The organism is Burkholderia sp. MSMB1078WGS (assembly GCF_001528895.1).
Classification (GTDB): Bacteria; Pseudomonadota; Gammaproteobacteria; order Burkholderiales; family Burkholderiaceae; genus Burkholderia.
On the sequence record NZ_LPDI01000083.1, the window covers coordinates 63,810 to 83,510 of the forward strand.

Genomic DNA, 19,701 nt, shown 5'->3' on the forward strand with positions numbered 1-19,701 from the left:
GGCGCCTTCGGGCGCCCTTTTTCATGCGCGCCCGGTCGTTGCCCGCCACGGGCGCCGCGCTCATTCCGCGTCGGGTTGCACGCCGGGCTCGGCGGCCTTGAACGCATCGATCGTCGCCGCATGATCGACGATCCGCTGGATCGTCGGGAAACGCGTCGTGTCGATCGAGAAGCGGTTCGCGTTGAACACCTGCGGCACGAGGCATATGTCGGCGAGCGTCGGCGTGTCGCCGAAGCACAGCGTGCCGGTGCGCGGATCGTTCGCGAGACGCGTCTCGAGCGTTTCGAAGCCGGCCTCGATCCAGTGCCGGTACCACGCGTTCTTGGCGTCCTCGGGCACCTTCAGCGTGTGCTTCAGGTACTTGAGCACGCGCAGATTGTTGAGCGGGTGGATTTCGCATGCGATCTGCAGCGCCACCGCGCGCACGTACGCGCGATCGACCGGCTGCTTCGGCAGCAGCGCGGGATCGGGATGGGTTTCGTCGAGATATTCGATGATCGCGAGCGACTGCTGCAGCGTCGCGTCGCCATCGATCAGCGTCGGCACGACCGCATCCGGATTCAGCGCGCGGTACGCGTCCTTCAGTTGCTCGCCGCCGTCGCGCAGCATGTGCACGGGTGCGTAGTCGAACGGCAACTGCTTGAGGTTCAGGGCAATCCGCACGCGGTACGACGCGGAACTGCGGAAATAGCTGTAGAGCTTCATGGGATGTCTCTCGTAGTCGTATTCGGCCGGCAACGGCACGGGCGCGGCGCAGCCGATGCGCGCGTCGCCGGGAACCAGAGTGTAGCGCGGCGCGATGCGCGGCCGCGCCCGTGCGATACTCGGGGCATTCCTGATCGCTTGCCGCGCGGCCCGATGCCGGCCGCCCGCCCCACGCCCCGATGACCGCTCCCCACGATCCCGCCGCCGCGCCGTTCCCTTGCGCCCGCTTCATCAAGGAAATCGGCCGCGGCCCGCACGGCGCACGCGCCCTGTCCGCCGAGGACACGTTCGAGCTCTATCGCGCGATGCTCGATGCGCGCGTGTCGGATGTCGAACTCGGCGCGATCCTGATCGCCTATCGGCTGAAGGGCGAATCCGCCGACGAACTGGCCGCGATGCTCGCCGCCGCGCAGGCATCGTTCGAGCCCGTGCACGTGCAGGACGCCGCGTTCCGGCCGGTGTCGATCCCGAGCTACAACGGCGCGCGCAAGCAGCCGAACCTCGTACCGCTGCTCGCGCTGCTGCTCGCGCGCGAAGGCGTGCCGGTGCTGGTGCATGGAGTGGAATGCGATCCGGGTCGCGTGACGAGCGCCGAGATTTTCTCGGCACTGTCGCTCGCGCCGTCGACGTCGCACGATGCGATCGAGGACACGCTCGCCGAACGCCGGGTCGCGTTCGCCCCGATCGACGTGCTGGCGCCGCGCATCGCGCACCTGCTGTCGATGCGCCGCGTGCTCGGCGTGCGCAATTCGACGCATACGCTCGTGAAGATCCTGCAGCCGTTCGCGCCGGCCGGGCTGCGGCTCGTCAACTACACGCATCCGCCGTACCGCGACAGCCTCGCGCAGTTGTTCCGCGACCATCCGGACGCCGCGCTGGGCGGCGCGCTGCTCGCGCGCGGCACCGAAGGCGAAGCGGTGGCCGACACGCGCCGCCAGGTGCAGGTCGACTGGCTGCACGACGGCGTGTGCGACACGCTGATCGACGCCGAGCGTTCGTCGAGCGATGCACCGCCCGTCGCCCTACCCGAATCGCGCGATGCGGCGACCACGGCCGCGTGGACGGACGCCGTGCTGCGCGGCGAGGTGCCGGTGCCCGACACGGTGGCGCGACAGGTCGCGACGATCGTCCGGATCGCCCGCGTCGCGCGCTGAGGGCGCCGCGGCGACCCGCCCCTTTATCCCGACATTTGACACGCGAGCGCATCCTGGCATAGAGTGGCCGTCATGCGTTCCTTTCCGAACACCCTCCGAATTACCTCCGGCCGCCTAGCGCGGCCGCTATCGCTACGACTAGCCTAAGGCTGTCGTAGCGCCGTGTGCCGTCCGCACGGTCCTCCCAGCAGTTCCTCGCAGTACCCCTCTCGTAATTTTTACAACCCGAAGTCGTCAGCATTCGTCCGTCCATCCGTCGGCCGATTCGCGAAGATCATCCGCATCCGCGGCGCCATCGCGCGCCGGATGCGAGGCAGCGCCTACCGCCGCCCTGCCGCCCGTCTTCGCTCGCGACTTGAGACCCGAGGTCCAGAAGATGATGCGCAACCCGCAAGACAAGTACCGTCCGTTCGAGCCCGTCCGCCTCAATGGCCGCCGCTGGCCCGCCCGCACCATCGAGCGCGCGCCCGTATGGATGAGCACCGACCTGCGCGACGGCAACCAGTCGCTGATCGAGCCGATGAGCATCGAGCAGAAGCTCGAGTTCTTCGAAATGCTGGTCGCCATCGGGTTCAAGGAGATCGAAGTCGGTTTTCCGTCGGCGTCGCAAACCGACTTCGATTTCGTCCGCAAGCTGATCGACGACGAGCGGATTCCCGACGACGTGACCATCGAAGTACTCGTGCAGTCGCGCGAGGACCTGATCGCGCGCACGTTCGAGGCGCTCGAAGGCGTGCCGCGCGCGATCGTGCACCTGTACAACGCCGTCTGCCCGTCGTTCCGCCGCATCGTGTTCGGGATGTCGAAGAACGACGTGAAGGCGCTCGCGATCGACGGCACGCGCATCATCAAGGAACACGCGGCCGCGCGCCCCGATACGCAGTGGACTTTCCAGTACTCGCCGGAAACCTTCAGCATGACCGAGCTGACGTTCGCGCGCGAGATCTGCGACGCGGTCGCGCAGACGTGGCGCCCGACCCGCGACCACAAGATGATCGTCAACCTGCCGGCCACCGTCGAGGCCGCGAGCCCGAACGTATTCGCCGACCAGATCGAATGGATGGACCGCAACCTCGCGTATCGCGACAGCATCGTGCTGTCCGTGCATCCGCACAACGATCGCGGCACCGCGGTCGCGGCGGCCGAACTCGCGCTGCTCGCGGGCGCCGACCGCATCGAAGGCTGCCTGTTCGGCAACGGCGAGCGCACCGGCAACGTCGATCTCGTCACGCTCGCGTTGAACCTCTACACGCAAGGTATCGACCCGGGCCTCGACTTCTCCGACATCGACGCCGTGCGCCGCGTCGTCGAGCGCTGCAACCAGATCCCCGTGCATCCGCGCCATCCGTACGCGGGCGACCTCGTGTTCACCGCGTTCTCGGGCTCGCACCAGGACGCGATCCGCAAGGGCTTCGCGCAGCAGCGCCCCGACGCGATGTGGGAGGTGCCGTACCTGCCGATCGACCCGGCCGATCTCGGCCGCAGCTATGACGCGGTGATCCGCGTGAACAGCCAGTCCGGCAAGGGCGGCGCGACGTTCCTGCTCGAACGCGGGATGGGCTTCACGCCGACCCGCCGCGTCCAGATCGAGTTCAGCCATGCGGTGCAGACGCTCGCCGATGCGTCGGGCGAGGAAGTGACGGGCGACGCGATCTGCGCGCTGTTCGCACGCGAATTCTTCGAGACCGACGGCCCGGCCGCGCGCCACGGCAACGACGCGCGCTGGCAGAACCGCGAGATCGCAGCGGCGCCTGCCGCCGAGGCGACGCCCGACGACGCCGTGCGGCATTTCGCCGCGGCATTTGCGGCGGCCGCCGGCGTCGCGATCGACGTCGCATCGTGCGAATACACGCGCGCCGCGGACGGCCGGATCGCGGTATCGGTCGGCTGTCGGGTCGGCGAGGCGCCGCTGCGGCACGGTGTCGGCATGCACGCCGATGCGGCGAGCGCAGCGCTCGATGCGGTCGTCAGCGCGATCAACCGCTCGGCGTGGCACTGCGCGGACCGCCGCGCGGCGGCCTGAGCGCGGGCTTCGATGCAGGGTTGAAACGTCAGCGAGCGGTGCGTGACCGCCCGTGCGCCGCGCGATCCGCGCCGCACGAGGCAGCAAAAAGCGGCTCACAAGGCCGCTTCGGTCGAGGCATGAAAAGGAGCGCCACCCGCGCTCACGTCTCGGTCGCGCACCGCGTCGCCTGCCACGCGAACAGGGACCAGCGGCCCTGGGCGTGCGTGTGGACGGACGTATAGGCAATCGGGAAGACGAGGCCGCCGTTGTTCGTTTCCATCTCGATCAACGCGCGCCCGGTGACGACGCAGGTCTCGTCGCCGACCGGCAGCACGTCCTGCGACTGGATTTCGATCTGGCGATAGCGGCGGCGGCCGGCGACGATGGCGTCGATGAACTGCTGCTTGGTTTCGCGTTTGCCGTTGGTGTGGACGAAAAACACCTTGTCCGACAACAGCGCGTCGAGCGCCTCGCCGTCGCCGTCCACCATCGCCCGGAACCGGTCGCGCTCGAGCGCGCGGATCGCATCGACCACCTTCGCCATCGCCTGACTCCTCGGCAACGCGCCCGCCTTGCACGGGCGTACGGATCAGAAGTTGTACTGCAAGTAGAACTGGTGGAAATTTATACCAGGATTCGGCTCTTTGATACCCGCGTTAGACACATGTTCGAAACGGTAGCCGACCTGATATTGTTGCCGTTGCCCGAACTGCACGCCCACGCCGCCGGTCGGCGCGAACTGGAACGCGGTCGACAGCGAGAAATTGTTCGAGATCGTCGGGTGCGTCAGAAGCCGGACGCCGCCGCCCGCCTCGATGAACGGGCGAATCTCCCCGCTACTCTTGATGAAACGGAACATCGGCGTGACGCCGAACTCGCCGATGCTGCCATGGACGTTGCCGCCCGTGTGCCAGTAGCCGGCGTGCCCTTCGACGACGAACGCGAAGTGCCACCCTCCGATTTCCCACCAGTTCCAGCCCGGATCCCACACCACGCCGATATCGGCCTTGTCGATCCCGCGACGATCCGAAAACCCGCCGCCCGCCTGGATCCCCCATCGATCCGCGAAAGCCGCACCCGATCCACCCAGAAGAGATGCTGCCAGCATCGCATGCAGCACCAGCCGGCTGCGGGGCCGGCGATTCTTCTTATTGTTCATCTGACACTCCAACTTTGTGGGTTGAATGGAGCCTGCCGCAACGGCCGGGCCCGAGCGAACTGAATGGTATGGTAAAGGACTTTTCGGATCGGCATCACGAAGCGAAATAGCTTGCTTCCAAAAAGACAAAAATCGAAATCGTCTACCGATTCCCATCGAAAACAATGGCTTACGGAACTTCGTGCCACGCCCCTTGTCGGAAGATAGACTATCGACTCGACCGATTCGATAGAAAAATGGGGAACTCGGATGCCCCCGCCTGCTCTAAGGAATTAGCACTCACCTTGCGGGAGTGCTAAGATGACTTCCGGAATCTCATCCGAGACCGGGGTTTGTCCCTGATTCCAAAGGAGTTTTTAGTGAGCAACGCCCTGACCCTCCCGAACACCCTGAGCCCGACGCCGGCCAAGGCCGAATCGGCAGGCTCGCTGGCGCTCGCAGCCCACTCGATGTTGCCCGGCCAGCTCGGCAACATCGACGCGTACATCCAGGCCGTCAACCGCATTCCGCTGCTGACCGCCGAGGAGGAACGCCGGTACGCAACCGAATTCCGCGAAGACAACAACCTCGACGCGGCGCGCCGCCTCGTGCTGTCGCACCTGCGTCTCGTCGTGTCGATCGCGCGCAACTATCTCGGCTACGGCCTGCCGCACGGCGACCTGATCCAGGAAGGCAACATCGGCCTGATGAAAGCCGTGAAGCGGTTCGACCCGGCGCAAAACGTGCGCCTGGTGTCGTATGCGATTCACTGGATCAAGGCCGAGATCCACGAGTACATCCTGCGCAACTGGCGCATGGTGAAGGTCGCGACGACGAAGGCGCAGCGCAAGCTGTTCTTCAACCTGCGCAGCCACAAGAAGAGCATGCAGGCGATGACGCCCGAGGAAATCGACGGCCTCGCGCAGGAGCTCAACGTCAAGCGCGAGGAAGTGACCGAGATGGAAACGCGCCTGTCGGGCGGCGACATCGCGCTCGAAGGGCAGGTGGAAGACGGCGAGGAATCGTACGCGCCGATCGCCTACCTGGCCGACTCGCACAACGAGCCCACCGCCGTGCTCGCCGCGCGCCAGCGCGACATGCTGCAGACGGACGGCATCGCGCAGGCGCTCGACGCGCTCGACGCGCGCAGCCGCCGCATCATCGAGGCGCGCTGGCTGCACGTCGACGACGACGGCTCGGGCGGCTCGACGCTGCACGATCTCGCCGCGGAGTTCGGCGTGTCGGCGGAACGTATCCGCCAGATCGAAGCGAGCGCGATGAAAAAAATGCGCACCGCCCTCGCCGAATACGCGTAAATCCCCGACGATTCAGAGCGCTTCATCAAAAACCGCTGCCCGACCGGCAGCGGTTTTTTTCATCCGTTTTCCACTGCTTTTCATCCGCTTTTCAGCGCCTTTCGCGCTCGCTTCTTCGCCGATTAATTGACCTGATTCATCGGGTATTACGTCATTTGCGGCGCCCTTCCGCATAACCTTGATCTGCCTCAATTTTTACCCCATGTTTCGCGACGGTCTGCCGCAGCGCAGCACTCGGCATCGGAAAGCCGTCCTTTTAAAATTGGCATGTCAGGCGCAAAAGGATTAAAACAGCTTCACGGCCGTCATAAATCCGACGTAAAGTCGCCCCCAATCCGACCTAAATCGATTCAGGATAATCGCCTTGATCTCGATCAATAAAGAGCCTGCATCGCCTTCGCGGCCGGCCGGCACGATCGGCTGGCGCGCGCGCATCGCCGCGTGGGCACGCGGGCCGACCCTCGCCCGCGACATCACCCTGGTGCTGATCGTCAAGCTGATCCTCCTGATGTCGCTCAAATACGCATTCTTCAATCATCCGCAGGCCGAGCACATGTCGTTGCCGCCTGCCGCCGTGGCCGAGAAGCTGCTCTCGGTGCCGGCGCCTGCATCTACCGAGGGAGACCACCATGATAAGTAGCGAAGTCGTCGATCTGTCGCGTCTGCAGTTCGGCATCACGGCGCTCTACCACTTCCTGTTCGTGCCGCTGACGCTCGGCCTGTCCTGGCTGCTCGTCATCATGGAAGCGGTCTACGTGATGACCGGCAAACAGGTCTACAAGGACATGACCCAGTTCTGGGGCAAGCTGTTCGGGATCAACTTCGCGATGGGTGTGACGACCGGCATCACGCTCGAATTCCAGTTCGGCACGAACTGGTCGTACTACTCGCACTACGTCGGCGACATCTTCGGCGTGCCGCTCGCAGTCGAAGGCCTGATGGCGTTCTTCCTCGAATCGACGTTCGTCGGCCTGTTCTTCTTCGGCTGGAACCGCCTGTCGAAGGTCAAGCACCTGATCGTCACGTTCCTCGTCGCGCTGGGCTCGAACCTGTCGGCTCTGTGGATCCTCGTCGCGAACGGCTGGATGAACAACCCGGTCGGCGCCGAGTTCAACTACCAGACGATGCGCATGGAGCTGACGAGCCTGTTCGACGTGCTGTTCAACCCGGTCGCGCAGGTGAAGTTCGTGCATACGGTGTCGGCCGGCTACGTGACGGCCGCGATGTTCGTGCTCGGCGTGTCGTCGTGGTACCTGCTGAAGAAGCGCGACGTCGACTTCGCGCTGCGCTCGTTCGCGGTCGCGGCCGGCTTCGGCCTCGCGGCGACGCTGTGCGTGATCGTGCTCGGCGACGAATCGGGCTATACGACCGGCGAAGTGCAGAAGATGAAGCTCGCCGCGATCGAATCCGAATGGGAAACGCAGCCGGCGCCCGCCTCGTTCACGCTGATCGGCATTCCGAACCAGGAGGAACAGCGCACCGACTACGCGATCAAGATCCCGTATGCGCTCGGCCTGATCGCGACGCGCTCGATCGACGAGCCGGTGATCGGCCTGCGCGAGCTCGCGAAGCACAGCGAGGAGCACATCCAGAGCGGGATGGTCGCGTATGGCGCGCTGCAGAAGATCAAGGAAGGCGACACGAGCGACGCGACCCGCGCACTGTTCGACCAGCACAAGCAGTATCTCGGCTACGGGTTGATGCTCAAGCAGTTCACGCCGAACGTGGTCGACGCGACGCCCGAGCAGATCAAGGCCGCCGCGCAGAAGACGATCCCGCCGGTCGCGCCCGTGTTCTTCTCGTTCCGGATCATGGTGTTCCTCGGCTTCCTGTTCCTCGCGACCTTCGCCGCTGCGTTCTGGTTCTGCGCGCGCCGCGAACTGCTGCAGGACAACCGCCGCTGGTTCCTCCGCTACGCGGTGTGGGCGATCCCGCTGCCGTGGCTCGCCGCGGAATTCGGCTGGGTCGTCGCCGAACTCGGCCGCCAGCCGTGGACCATCGCCGGCATCCTGCCGACGCACCTGTCCGCGTCGAGCCTGCAGCCGAGCGACCTGTACCTGAGCCTCGCCGGTTTCATCGCGTTCTACACCACGCTGTTCGTCATCGAGATCAAGCTGATGTTCAAGTACGCGCGCCTCGGCCCGTCGTCGCTGCATACCGGCCGCTATCACCACGAACTCGCCGCAGCCGGCGAGCGGGCCGCAGTCTGAGCACGCCCTCGCAACCGAACAAGGAATCGCTATGGACTATGCAACTCTCAAGCTGATCTGGTGGCTGCTCGTCGGCGTGCTGCTGATCGGCTTTGCCGTCACCGACGGCTTCGACATGGGCGCGACCGCGCTGCTGCCGTTCCTCGGCAAGACCGACGAGGAGCGCCGCATCATCATCAACACCGTCGGCGCGACGTGGGAGGGCAACCAGGTGTGGCTGATCACGGCCGGCGGCGCGATGTTCGCCGCGTGGCCGCTCGTCTACGCGGCGTCGTTCTCCGGCTTCTACTTCGCGATGCTGCTGGTGCTGTTCGCGCTGTTCTTCCGGCCGGTGGGCTTCGACTACCGCAGCAAGCGGCCCGACCCGCGTTGGCGCGCGGGCTGGGACTGGGGCCTGTTCGTCGGCGGCTTCGTGCCGGCGCTGGTGTTCGGCGTCGCGTTCGGCAACCTGCTGCAGGGCGTGCCGTTCAAGTTCGACAGCGACCTGCGCGTGACCTACTACGGCGGCTTCTGGGCGCTGCTGAACCCGTTCGCGCTGCTGTGCGGGCTCGTCAGCCTCACGATGCTCGTCGCGCACGGCGCCGCGTTCATCAAGATGAAGACCGACGGCGCGATCGCGCGCCGCGCGTCGATCGCGCTGCGCGTCGCGTCGTTCCTCGCGGTCGTGCTGTTCGTGCTGGCCGGCGTGCTGGTGGCGTCTTACATCGGCGGCTTCCACATCACCCACGCCGCGCCGACCGACACCGTCGCGAACCCGCTGCTCAAGGACGTCGCCGCCGGTTCGGGCCTCTGGCTCGCGAACTACGGCGAATATCCGTGGATGATCGCGGCGCCCGTCGTCGGCATCGCCGGCGGCGTGCTCGCGCTGCTGCTCGCCGGCTCGAAGCAAGAAAAGACGGCGTTCTTCTGCACGGGCCTGATGATCGTCGGCGTGATCCTGACCGCGGGCTTCTCGATGTTCCCGTTCATCATGCCGTCGTCGCTCGACCCGCGCAGCAGCCTGACCGTGTGGGATTCGACGTCGAGCCACATGACGCTGCAGGTGATGCTGTTCGCGGTGATCGTGTTCCTGCCGATCATCCTGCTCTACACGAGCTGGGTGTATCGCGTGATGCGCGGCAAGGTCACGCACCAGACGCTCGAAGAGAACAAGCACTCGATGTACTGATGCATTGAACCGGGCGGGGCGCACGCGCCCTCGTCCACCGTTTCGCAAGGAGTCGAATCATGTGGTATTTCAGCTGGATTCTCGGTATCGGCGTCGCGCTGTCGTTCGGCATCGTCAACGCGATGTGGCTCGAAGCGCGGCAGAAGCCGCAGGAAGCGCCGATGCGCGCGCGCCGCGACTGACGGCATCGACGCGCGATACGCGCGCGGCCGAGCGCGCGCGCCGCCGCCGTCAGGAAAGGAAAGAACCTCGCTTCGCGCGAGGTTTTTTTTCGTCCCGGCCGCGCGGGCAGGTGCCGTACGTCGATGCCAATTTAGCGCCAGATTGATACCACTTGAATACCAATAAAAGGTTTCATAAGATCGTTGGACACGGCCGCTAACAGGCCGATTCCTTCCGGGTGGGGGAGACATGCGAATTCCATATATGGCGTGCGCCTGCGCGCCGTGTCGACGTCCGTGTGCGAGAGCGCGCGCCGTCGTCGCGACCGTGCGCGGCCGGACGAATGCCGCCGGCTGCCGCCGCCCCGCCGGCGTGGCGATTGCCAACTGCCGCCGATGAATCCGCGCCCGCCGCCGCGCCGGTCCGACCGGCACGCATGCCCGCCACCCGTTCCGTAACGCACGCTTCCGCGTGCCGAATGCGCGCGGGGCACCCGCATCGCCCCGCGTGCTGGTATCGCCCGCAGCTCCACTGAAAGACCCGCTCGCAGCGACGTCGCGTCACGACGCCGCTACGCCCCCTTTTTCTCAGGAGTTCGAATGAAACCTACCTTGCCCTCCCTCATTGCCGGTCTGCTGATCGCGGTGCTGTCGCCGGCCGCGATCTCGGCGGCGTCGACGCCGGCGTCGGCCGCCGCCGGCGCGAGCGCCGGCGCCGCCCAGGCGGCCGGTCTCGCGGCGCTGCTGTCGGACGGCCTCGCGTTGCGCGTGGCCGTCGACAACAACCACGCGGCCGCGGCCGGCGTGCCGTGCGCCGATCTCGGCGCCGACGGCGCCGCCTGCGCGACGGGCCGCCTGATCCTGCAGAACCGCGGCCACCGGGCGATCGCCGACGGCGGCTGGAAGCTCTACCTGCACAGCATCCGCCGCCTGCTGCGGATCGATCGTCCGGGCTTCGCGCTGCGGCGGCTCACCGGCGACCTGTACGAACTGACGCCGCAGCCGGGCTCGGTGCGGCTCGCGCCCGGCGAGCGCATCGAGCTGCCGTTCGTCGCCGAATACTGGCTGCTGCGTTACAGCGACGTGATTCCGCGCCCGTATGTCGTCGTCGACGGCGCGCCGCCGGCCGTGCTGCGCTACGACGACACCGACAACGAACTGCGCTACGTCGAATCGCTGCCGGCCGACGCGCAGAACAACTCGACCGGCAACGCGCCGCCGGTGGCCGCCCGCCCCGATCCGGGCCGCGCGCTGCCGAGCGTGAAGCGCGAACAGCCGCTGCCCGGCACGCTCGATCTGCGCGGCGTCGAACTCTCGCTGCCGGACCTGCCGGACGCCCAGGTCGCGGCGCTGCGCGAGCGCGCGACGACCCTCGGGCTCGACGGCGCGCGCGTGCCGGTTCGCGGCGCACTCGCGCCGCGCCGGCTGCCGGCCGACCTCGCGACACCGGGCGGCTACCGGCTCGCGATCGGGCCGCGCGGCGTGCTGATCGAAGGCTACGATCGCGCGGGCCTCTACTACGGCGTGCAGACGCTCTTCTCGCTCGCGCCGGCCGGCGGCGGCCCGATCCCGGCGATGCTCGTCGAGGACGCGCCGCGCTTCACGCATCGCGGCATGCACGTCGATCTCGCGCGCAATTTCAAGCATCCGGCGACGCTGCGCCGCCTGATCGACCAGATGAGCGCGTACAAGCTCAACCGCCTGCACCTGCATCTGTCCGACGACGAAGGCTGGCGCATCGAGATTCCCGGCCTGCCCGAGCTGACCGAGATCGGTGCACGCCGCTGCCACGACCCGAGCGAGACGCGCTGCCTGCTGCCGCAGCTCGGCTCCGGCCCCGACAACCGCTCCGGCGGCGGCTACCTGACGCGCGACGACTACGTGGCGCTCGTGCGCTACGCGGCCGCGCGCTTCGTGCAGATCATCCCCGAGATCGACATGCCCGCGCATGCACGGGCGGCCGTCGTGACGATGGAGGCGCGCTACCGGCGGCTGCATGCGGCCGGCCGCGAGCAGGAGGCGAACGCGTATCGGCTGCTCGACCCGCAGGACACGACGAACCTGACGACGGTGCAGTTCTACGACCGGCGCAGCGACCTGAACCCGTGCGTGCCGGGCGCGCTCAACTTCGCGTCGAAGGTGATCCGCGAGATCGCGGCGATGCACACGGACGCGCAGGCGCCGCTGCAGACCTGGCACTACGGCGGCGACGAAGCGAAGAACATCTTCCTCGGCGGCGGCTTCCAGCCGCTGAACGGCACCGATCCGAACAAGGGGCGCATCGACCTGGCCGCGCAGGACAAGCCGTGGGCGCGGTCGCCCGCGTGCACGGCGCTGCTCCAGCGCGGCGAGATCAAGTCGATCGACGAGCTGCCGACGCGTTTCGCGAAACAGGTGAGCGCGGCGGTCAACGCGAACGGGATCGGCACGATGGCCGCGTGGCAGGACGGCATCAAGCATGCGAACGGGCCGCAGGATTTCAGCACGCGCCACGTGATGGTGTCGCTGTGGGACACGATCTTCTGGGGTGCGTCGGACAGCGCGCGCGACCTGAGCGGCAAGGGCTACCTGACGGTGCTCGCGCTGCCCGACTATCTGTACTTCGACTTCCCGTACACGCTCAATCCGCGCGAGCGCGGCTACTACTGGGGCTCGCACGCAACCGACGAGTACAAGGTATTCTCGTTCGCGCCGGAGAACCTGCCGCAGAACGCCGAAGTGATGGGCGACCGTGACGGCAACCCGTTCGAGGTGACGGGCACGGGGGCCGCGCCGCGCATCGAAGGCATGCAGGGCCAGGCGTGGGGCGAAGTGATGCGCAACGATACCTTCCTCGAATACATGGCCTATCCGCGGCTGCTCGCGCTCGCGGAGCGCGCGTGGCACCGGGCCGACTGGGAGCTGCCGTATGTGGCCGGCGTGCGCTTCAAGCGCGGTGACACGCACCACGTCGACATCGCCGCGCTGCAGCGCGACTGGGCCGGCTTCGCGACGCTGCTCACGCAACGCGAATTGCCGAAGCTCGACCGCGCCGGCGTCGGCTACCGGAAGCCGACCTTCACGCTGACGAATCCGTGAACGGCTGAAGGCATCCGGCGATGCGCGATGCGGGCAAACGCATCGCGCATCGCCCGCCCCAAAAAGAAAAAACGGCTTGCGACGCATACGTCGCAAGCCGTTTTCTTTTGACCGCCTGCCCGAGTCCGCCGCGCGGATCGATCAGGCCGGCTTCACCGCATCACGCCGGTTGTGCGGCCGTGCCGCCGCCCGACGGCGGCAGGCGCGCGCCGAGCTGTTCGGCATAGCGCGCCGCCGCGTTGCCGCAGACGATGTGGAACGTGTCGAGCGACACCCATGCGACGTCGAGCGTGCCGAGACGCTCGCGATCGACCGCCGACGGATCGCGCACGACCACACGCAGGCGCGTGGCGGCCACCACCTCGAGCGACGCGACGTTGGTCGCCCCGCCGAACACCGCGAGCCAGCGGGCCGGCTCCGGATCGAGCGGCCCGGCGGCCGCGCCCGTGACGGGCTGCGCGGCAGCGCCGGTTGCCGCCGATGCGGCACCGGCCGCGCCGCCGCCGATCGCGGCACGCATCTCGTCGGCGATGATGTCGGCCTCGGGCCCGATGATCACCTGCACGCTGTTGCCGCCGCGCTTGAGCACGCCGCGTGCGCCGATCGACTTCAGTTCCGGCTCCGATACCTTCTCCGGATCGACGACGGTCAAGCGCAGGCGCGTCGTGCACGCATCGACGACCGACAGGTTGGCCGCCCCGCCGAGCGCGGCGATGTAGCGTTGCGCGCGCGGTGCGGCAGCCGTTGCAGCCACGCCCGGCGCGACGAAGCCGCCCGAAGCGTACGATTGCGCGGCTGCGTCGGTCGATGCCGGCTCACGGCCCGGCGTGGCCATGTTGAACTTGCGGATGAAAAAGCGGAACAGTCCGTAGTACGCGGCGCCATACGCGATGCCGAGCGGAATCGCGATCCAGCCCTTCGTCGACAGCCCGTAGTTCAGCACGTAGTCGATCGCGCCGGCCGAGAACGTGAAGCCGAGCTTCACGCCGAGGATCTGGCAGATCGCGAGCGACAACCCCGTCAGCACCGCGTGGATCACGTACAGCACCGGCGCGAGGAACATGAAGCTGAACTCGATCGGCTCGGTCACGCCGGTCAGGAACGACGTCAACGCCATCGAGAACAGCAGGCCGCCCACCATCGCGCGGCGCTCCTTCGGCGCTTCGTGCAGCATCGCGAGACACGCCGCCGGCAGGCCGAACATCATGATCGGGAAGAAGCCGGCCATGAAGGTGCCCGCGGTCGGGTCGCCCGCGAAGAAGCGGTGCAGGTCGCCGTGCACGATCTCGCCGCCGGCGGGCGGCGTGAAGTTGCCGAACACGAACCACGCGAGCGAGTTGATGATGTGGTGCAGGCCGGTGACGAGCAGCAGACGGTTCAGGAAGCCGAACACGAACGCACCGATCGCGCCCGCCGTCGTCAGCCACTGGCCGGCCGCATCGATCGCATGCTGGATCGGCTGCCACACGTACCCGAACGCGATGCCCAATATCACGCAGACCAGCCCCGTGATGATCGGCACGAACCGCTTGCCGCCGAAGAACGCGAGGTAGTCCGGCAGCTTGATGTCCTTGTAGCGGTTGTACAGCAGGCCCGCGACGACACCCGCGATGATCCCGGACAGCACGCCCATGTTCAGCTTGGGATCGATGTCCTTCATGATCGCGGTTTCGATCAGGTAACCGATCGCGCCCGCAAGCGCCGCCACGCCGTTGTTGTCCTTCGCGAAGCCGACCGCCACGCCGATCGCGAACAGCAGCGGCAGGTTGTCGAAGATCGCGCCGCCGGCGTCGGCGATCATCTTGATGTTGAACACATCCGGCTGGCCGAGCCGCAGCAGGATGCCGGCGACCGGCAATACCGCGATCGGCAGCATCAGCGCCCGACCCAGGCCCTGTATCTTCAGAAACGGGTTCCCGTCCATTCAGTCCTCCAATCCATGTCTCGTCATTAAGCGTCGTTGACCTAATTGCTTTCGTAGTAAAACGGGTCGCGCGCCCCCCGTCGACGTCAGTCGAGCGGCCAGACCTCGCGGCTTGCTGCCCTTACCGCCTGTGCCGAATCGAGCGCGAGCAGATCCTGCGCGCGCTGACGGCACAACTGGTAATCGAGACGGCGCACACGCGCCTTGATGCCCGGCACCGACACCGGGTCGACCGACAGTTCGGTCACGCCGAGGCCCACCAGGACCGGCACCGCGAGCGGATCGCCGCCGAGCGCACCGCACACGCCGACCCACTTGCCGTGCTTTGCCGCGCCGCGCACCGCGATGTCGATCAGGCGCAGCACGGCCGGATGCAGGCCGTCGGACTGCGCGGCCAGGTCGGCCTGGCAGCGGTCCATCGCGAGCGTGTACTGGGTCAGGTCGTTGGTGCCGATCGACAGGAAATCCGCGTGCTGCGCGAGCTGGTCGGCCAGCAGCGCGGCCGACGGCACCTCGATCATCACGCCGACCTCGATCGGCTCGGTACGGCCCTGCGCGCGCGCGAATTCGTCGATGCGCTTTCTCAACCGCACGAGTTCGCCCGCGTCGGTCACCATCGGCAGCAGGATGCGCACCGCGCCGAACGGCTTCACCGCGAGCAGGCCCTGCAATTGATCGTCGAGCAGATCGGGGCGCACCTGCGCGAGACGGATGCCGCGCAGGCCGAGGGCCGGGTTCGGTTCGGGCGGCAGCGTCAGGTAGTCGACTTCCTTGTCCGCGCCGACGTCGAGCGTGCGGATGATCGCCGTGCGGCCCTGCAGCGCGTCGACGATCGACTGGTAGCTCTGCCGGTGTTCGACCGCCGTCGGCGCGGCCTGGCGATGGATGAACATCAGCTCGGTGCGCAGCAGACCGACCGCGTCCGCGCCGTTGTCGACCGCGGTGTTCGCGTCGTCGAGCGTCGCGATGTTCGCGGCGACTTCGATCGCGCGGCCGTCGACCGTCGCGGCCACCTCGCCGGCCTGTTGCCGGTTCGCCTCGCGCACGCCGTCCAGGCGCTGGCGCTCGTGCCGCGCGCGCTCGACGTCGAGCGCGGTCGGCGCGTGTTCGAGCCGGCCCGCGCTCGCATCGACGACGACCTGCGTGCCGTCCGGAATCGCGTACAGCGCGTCGCCGACCGCCACCAGCGCCGGGATGCCGAGCTGCCGCGCGATGATCGTCGCATGCGACGTCGCGCCGCCGCGCGCCATCACGAGCGCGGTCACGCGCTCGCGATCGAGCGACGACAGGTCGGACGGCGTGAACTCGTCGGCCGCGAGCACGGCCTCGTCGGGCAGCGCACGCGCGGCGCCGTTCGTGTGGCCGAGCGCGCGCAGCACGCGTTTCTCGATGTCGCGCAGGTCGGCCGCGCGTTCGGCGAGCAGCGCGTCGTCGAGCTTCGACAGCGTGTCGATCTGCGTGCGGATCGTCGCGCGCCATGCGAAGCCCGCGCCCTTGCCGAGGCTGATCAGGTCGCGCGCCGCGTCGAGCAGCGTCGGGTCCTCGAGCAGCACGCGATGCACCGCGAAGATGCCCGCTTCGCCGACCGCGCCGCGCGCCGAGGCGTTGCGCACCGTTTCGCCGAGTTCGGCGTCGACCGCCTTCAGGGCCTGATCGAGCCGGCGGCTTTCCGCGGCTGGCGTGCCGGTCGCCTGTTCGGGCGGCACGATGTCCGCATCGTCGAGACGCACCAGCGTGCCGACCGCGATGCCGGGCGACGCGCATACGCCGGCGAGCGTGTTCGGATCGATGGGCGCGCCATCGCGCGGTGCGCCGGTGTGGCGTGCGACCGTCTGCGGCGCGGGCGATTTCAGCCGCGCCGGCTGTTCCTCCACTTCGCCGTGCGCTTCGCGCAGCAGCTCGTGCTCGACCGCATCGACGGCCTGTTGCGCGTGCGCGCCGCGGCCGACCAGTTCGACCGTCGCGCCTTCGCCGGCGCCGAGGCCGAGCAGGCCGACGACGCTCGCGATCGACGCCTTGCGGCCGTCGAACAGCACATCGACGGTCGCGTCGAACCCGCGCACGGCTTCACGCGCCCGTGCGGCCGGCCGCGCATGCAGGCCGCCCGGCTGCGCGAGCACGATCTCGCGGCGCACTTCGTTGTGCGCGGCAGCACCAGCCTGCGCCGCCTGCGCGGCGGCGTCGCCCTTGCCGCGCAGCGCGAGCAACGGCGTCTCGCCGGCGGTCGCGAAACCGCTCGCGCGATCGACGACCTCGAACGCGTCGGAATTCGCGATCGCGATCACCGACACGAGCGAATGCGCGTGGCGCGCCACCGCGTCCTGGTCGAACTCGATCAACAGCGCACCCGCTTCGACGCGCGCGCCGGCTTCGACGTGCGCGATGAAGCCCTGCCCGTTCAGCTCGACGGTGTCGATGCCGATGTGCAGCAGCACTTCCGCGCCTTGCGGCGTCGTGATCGTCACCGCGTGGCCGGTGCGCGCCAAATGCGACACGACGCCCGCGCACGGCGCGACGAGCCGGCCCGCGAGCGGGTCGACGCCGATGCCGTCGCCGAACATCCCGCCGGAGAACACCGGATCGGGCACGTCGGCCAGTGCGACGATCGGCCCCGTCAACGGGCTGAGCAGAACGATCTGATCGTGGGTGGGGCTCTTCAACTGGGATTCCTCGGCGCGTCTCATCGGCTTTCTCGGCTATCAGTGCGTTTCTGTCACTTTGTTCAGGTGGCGCGGCGTGTCGGGATTGCGGCCGCGCGCGACGGCGAGATCCGCCGCCATCACGTAGAACGAAAGAATGGCGGCGATCGGGTCGAGCGCCGAATGGGCGGACTGCGCGAGCGGCAGCACGGTGCCCGATACGCCGGGCGTGCCGGCGGGCGCCGCGAGCAGCACGGCGGCGCCGCGTGCGCGCATGTCCGCGGCAAGCTGCAGCAGGCCGGCCTGCTCGGGCCCGGGCGGCGCGAACACGAGCAGCGGATAGTCGCGGTCGATCAGCTCCATCGGGCCGTGACGGACTTCGGCGCTCGAGAACGCCTCGGCCTGGATGCCGGACGTTTCCTTCAGCTTCAGCGCGGCTTCCTGCGCGATCGCGAGGCCCAGGCCGCGGCCGATGACGATCATCCGCTCGACGCCCGCGAGCGCCCCGACGGCCTGCGACCAGTCGAGCCGGCCGGCCTGCGCGAGCACGTCGGGCAGGCCGCGCAGCGCGGTCATCAGCGCGGCGTCGCGCTGCCAGTACGCGACGATCTGCGCGGACAGCGACAGCATCGCGATATAGCTCTTGGTCGCGGCGACCGACAGCTCGGGGCCGGCAAGCAGCGGCAACTGGTGCTCGCACGCGTCGGCGAGCGGCGACGGCAGCACGTTCACGGCGGCGACGGTGCGTGCGCCGGCTTCGCGCAGCGCGGCCATCGTATTGACGAGGTCGGGGCTCTTGCCCGACTGGGAAAAGGCGATCGCGAGCTGGTCCTGCACCTTCAGCGGCGCCTGCTGCAGCGTCGCGACCGACATCGGCAGCGACGCGACCGGCACGCCGAGGCGGCTCATCGTCAGGCTCGCGAAATAGCTGGCGGCGTGATCCGAGCTGCCGCGCGCGACCGTCAAGGCGACGGCCGGCGGGTGATCGAGCAATTGGCCGGCGAGCGCTTCGACGCGCGCGGTGTCGGCGATCTGCGCGGCGACGACCTGGGCGGACTCGCGCGCTTCCTTAAGCATATTCGACAATCGATTCTCCTTCGACGTAGGTCGCGGTGAGGTTCAGGTCGCGATCGAACACCGCGAGGTCGGCCCATGCGCCGCGCTCGAGGCGGCCTCGATCGGCGACGCCGAGGTAGTCGGCCGCGTAGCGCGACATCCGGTTCGACACGTCGGCGATCGGCAGGCCGAGCGACACGAGGTTGCGCAGCGCCTGGTCCATCGTCAGCGTGCTGCCGGCGAGCGTGCCGTCGGCGAGCCGCACGCCGCCGAGGCACTTCGTCACGTGCTGGCTGCCGAGCCGGTATTCGCCGTCGGGCATGCCGGTGGCGGATGTGCTGTCGGTCACGACGTACAGGCGCGGGATCGCGCGCAGCGCCGCGCGAATCGCGCCCGGGTGGACGTGCAGCAGGTCGGGAATGATTTCCGCGTATTCGGCGTGCGCGAGCGCCGCGCCGACGAGGCCCGGGTTGCGGTGATGCAGCGGCGACATCGCGTTGAACAGATGCGTGAAGCCGCATGCGCCGTGCTTGAGCGCGGCGACCGCGTCGTCGTAGGTCGCGAGCGAGTGGCCGAGCTGCACGCGCACGCCGCGCGCGGCCATCTCGCCGATGATCTCGATGTGGCCCGCGATTTCCGGTGCGAGCGTGACGACGCGGATCGGCGCGATCGACAGGTACTTCAGCACCTCGTCGAGCGCGGCCGACACGGCCGCGTCGGGCTGCGCGCCGAGCTTGCCGGGGTTGATGTACGGCCCTTCGAGATGCACGCCGAGCACGCGCGCGCCGCCCGGCGTGCGGGTGCGCGCGACGGCGCCGAGGTTCGCGACGACCTCCATCAGCTCGTCGCGCGGCGCGGTCATCGTCGTCGCGAGCAGGCTCGTCGTGCCGAATTGCGCGTGCGTGCGGACGATCGTTTCGATCGCGTCGCCGCCTTCCATCACGTCGGCGCCGCCGCCGCCGTGCACGTGCAGGTCGATGAAGCCAGGCAGGATGTACGGTGCGTCGTTCTGCGCGGGATCGACGGGCACGCCGTCGAGCGTGGTGATGCGACCGTTCTCGCTATCGAGCGAACCGTGAATCCAGCCGTCGGGGGTGAGGATGTTGCCAGTCAGCATGACGTTCTCTTGATGATCCGGTGACGCGGG

The 19,701-nt window shown here is 68.1% G+C and carries 16 protein-coding genes; 8 read left to right on the plus strand and 8 right to left on the minus strand.

The window, feature by feature from the left end; all coding sequences use genetic code 11:
- Positions 1-60: 60 nt before the first annotated feature.
- The gene (gene maiA, locus WT24_RS20020; protein WP_060035685.1) at positions 61-705 is read right to left on the minus strand and encodes a maleylacetoacetate isomerase; all 645 of its coding nucleotides are present in this window, start codon (positions 703-705) and stop codon (positions 61-63) included.
- A 179-nt stretch (positions 706-884) separates the two neighbouring features.
- On the opposite strand from maiA, the gene ybiB reads away from it, so the two are divergent.
- Together ybiB and leuA are read left to right on the plus strand one after the other, a co-directional pair.
- The gene (gene ybiB / locus WT24_RS20025; protein WP_059506631.1) at positions 885-1,859 is read left to right on the plus strand and encodes a DNA-binding protein YbiB; all 975 of its coding nucleotides are present in this window, start codon (positions 885-887) and stop codon (positions 1,857-1,859) included.
- A gap of 376 nt (positions 1,860-2,235) precedes the next feature.
- Complete coding sequence (gene leuA / locus WT24_RS20030; RefSeq protein WP_060035686.1) at positions 2,236-3,882, plus strand: 2-isopropylmalate synthase; 1,647 nt, start codon at positions 2,236-2,238, stop codon at positions 3,880-3,882.
- A gap of 142 nt (positions 3,883-4,024) precedes the next feature.
- On the opposite strand, the gene WT24_RS20035 is transcribed toward leuA, so the two are convergent.
- Together WT24_RS20035 and pagL are read right to left on the minus strand one after the other, a co-directional pair.
- A complete protein-coding gene (locus WT24_RS20035; protein ID WP_059506627.1) occupies positions 4,025-4,408 on the minus strand; it encodes a nuclear transport factor 2 family protein in 384 nt (127 codons plus the stop codon).
- A 45-nt stretch (positions 4,409-4,453) separates the two neighbouring features.
- Positions 4,454-5,023, minus strand: a complete 570-nt coding sequence (gene pagL, locus WT24_RS20040) for a lipid A 3-O-deacylase PagL (protein ID WP_034208431.1) — start codon at positions 5,021-5,023, stop codon at positions 4,454-4,456.
- Between the two features lie 359 nt (positions 5,024-5,382).
- Here pagL and rpoH point away from each other — a divergent pair, with 359 nt between their 5' ends.
- A complete protein-coding gene (rpoH, locus tag WT24_RS20045; protein ID WP_059506625.1) occupies positions 5,383-6,318 on the plus strand; it encodes an RNA polymerase sigma factor RpoH in 936 nt (311 codons plus the stop codon).
- A 12-nt stretch (positions 6,319-6,330) separates the two neighbouring features.
- Here rpoH and WT24_RS34515 read toward each other — a convergent pair whose 3' ends face one another.
- Positions 6,331-6,510 (minus strand): hypothetical protein, encoded by a 180-nt coding sequence (locus tag WT24_RS34515; RefSeq protein WP_156441849.1) that lies wholly within the window; start codon positions 6,508-6,510, stop codon positions 6,331-6,333.
- A gap of 172 nt (positions 6,511-6,682) precedes the next feature.
- On the opposite strand from WT24_RS34515, the gene cydP reads away from it, so the two are divergent.
- From cydP to WT24_RS20070, 5 genes are all read left to right on the plus strand, one after another.
- Positions 6,683-6,958, plus strand: a complete 276-nt coding sequence (gene cydP / locus WT24_RS20050) for a cytochrome oxidase putative small subunit CydP (RefSeq protein WP_059781456.1) — start codon at positions 6,683-6,685, stop codon at positions 6,956-6,958.
- Positions 6,948-8,528 (plus strand): cytochrome ubiquinol oxidase subunit I, encoded by a 1,581-nt coding sequence (locus tag WT24_RS20055; RefSeq protein WP_060035687.1) that lies wholly within the window; start codon positions 6,948-6,950, stop codon positions 8,526-8,528. The genes cydP and WT24_RS20055 overlap by 11 nt, the downstream gene beginning before the upstream one ends.
- Positions 8,529-8,559: 31 nt before the next feature.
- Positions 8,560-9,696 (plus strand): cytochrome d ubiquinol oxidase subunit II, encoded by a 1,137-nt coding sequence (gene cydB / locus WT24_RS20060; protein ID WP_059506619.1) that lies wholly within the window; start codon positions 8,560-8,562, stop codon positions 9,694-9,696.
- 59 nt (positions 9,697-9,755) lie between these two features.
- Positions 9,756-9,878: a cytochrome bd-I oxidase subunit CydX gene (cydX, locus tag WT24_RS20065; protein WP_060035688.1), complete on the plus strand. Its 123-nt coding sequence runs from the start codon at positions 9,756-9,758 to the stop codon at positions 9,876-9,878.
- A 579-nt stretch (positions 9,879-10,457) separates the two neighbouring features.
- Positions 10,458-12,935 carry a family 20 glycosylhydrolase gene (locus WT24_RS20070; protein ID WP_060035689.1) on the plus strand — a complete coding sequence of 826 codons (2,478 nt, stop codon included), beginning with the start codon at positions 10,458-10,460 and terminating at the stop codon, positions 12,933-12,935.
- 160 nt (positions 12,936-13,095) lie between these two features.
- Here WT24_RS20070 and nagE read toward each other — a convergent pair whose 3' ends face one another.
- The 4 genes from nagE to nagA form a co-directional block, all read right to left on the minus strand.
- Entirely contained in the window at positions 13,096-14,859 is a 1,764-nt protein-coding gene (gene nagE / locus WT24_RS20075) for an N-acetylglucosamine-specific PTS transporter subunit IIBC (RefSeq protein ID WP_059506615.1), read from the minus strand.
- A gap of 86 nt (positions 14,860-14,945) precedes the next feature.
- Positions 14,946-17,543, minus strand: coding sequence for a phosphoenolpyruvate--protein phosphotransferase (gene ptsP / locus WT24_RS20080; protein ID WP_060035690.1), 2,598 nt, complete (start codon positions 17,541-17,543; stop codon positions 14,946-14,948).
- A 15-nt stretch (positions 17,544-17,558) separates the two neighbouring features.
- Complete coding sequence (locus WT24_RS20085) at positions 17,559-18,575, minus strand: SIS domain-containing protein (RefSeq protein WP_059506611.1); 1,017 nt, start codon at positions 18,573-18,575, stop codon at positions 17,559-17,561.
- On the minus strand, positions 18,568-19,671 hold the full coding sequence (gene nagA, locus WT24_RS20090; RefSeq protein WP_059506700.1) for an N-acetylglucosamine-6-phosphate deacetylase: 1,104 nt from the start codon (positions 19,669-19,671) through the stop codon (positions 18,568-18,570). Before nagA ends, WT24_RS20085 begins: the two co-directional genes overlap by 8 nt.
- Positions 19,672-19,701 lie beyond the last annotated feature (30 nt).

Coding starts and splice junctions, on each gene's coding strand:
- leuA (WP_060035686.1), top strand. CDS start 2,236: ATGATGCGCAACCCGCAAGACAAGTACCGTCCGTTCGAGCCCGTCCGC.
- ybiB (WP_059506631.1), top strand. CDS start 885: ATGACCGCTCCCCACGATCCCGCCGCCGCGCCGTTCCCTTGCGCCCGC.
- WT24_RS20070 (WP_060035689.1), top strand. CDS start 10,458: ATGAAACCTACCTTGCCCTCCCTCATTGCCGGTCTGCTGATCGCGGTG.
- cydB (WP_059506619.1), top strand. CDS start 8,560: ATGGACTATGCAACTCTCAAGCTGATCTGGTGGCTGCTCGTCGGCGTG.
- cydX (WP_060035688.1), top strand. CDS start 9,756: ATGTGGTATTTCAGCTGGATTCTCGGTATCGGCGTCGCGCTGTCGTTC.
- nagE (WP_059506615.1), bottom strand. CDS start 14,859: ATGGACGGGAACCCGTTTCTGAAGATACAGGGCCTGGGTCGGGCGCTG.
- WT24_RS20035 (WP_059506627.1), bottom strand. CDS start 4,408: ATGGCGAAGGTGGTCGATGCGATCCGCGCGCTCGAGCGCGACCGGTTC.
- pagL (WP_034208431.1), bottom strand. CDS start 5,023: ATGAACAATAAGAAGAATCGCCGGCCCCGCAGCCGGCTGGTGCTGCAT.
- maiA (WP_060035685.1), bottom strand. CDS start 705: ATGAAGCTCTACAGCTATTTCCGCAGTTCCGCGTCGTACCGCGTGCGG.
- nagA (WP_059506700.1), bottom strand. CDS start 19,671: ATGCTGACTGGCAACATCCTCACCCCCGACGGCTGGATTCACGGTTCG.
- WT24_RS20055 (WP_060035687.1), top strand. CDS start 6,948: ATGATAAGTAGCGAAGTCGTCGATCTGTCGCGTCTGCAGTTCGGCATC.
- WT24_RS20085 (WP_059506611.1), bottom strand. CDS start 18,575: ATGCTTAAGGAAGCGCGCGAGTCCGCCCAGGTCGTCGCCGCGCAGATC.
- ptsP (WP_060035690.1), bottom strand. CDS start 17,543: ATGAGACGCGCCGAGGAATCCCAGTTGAAGAGCCCCACCCACGATCAG.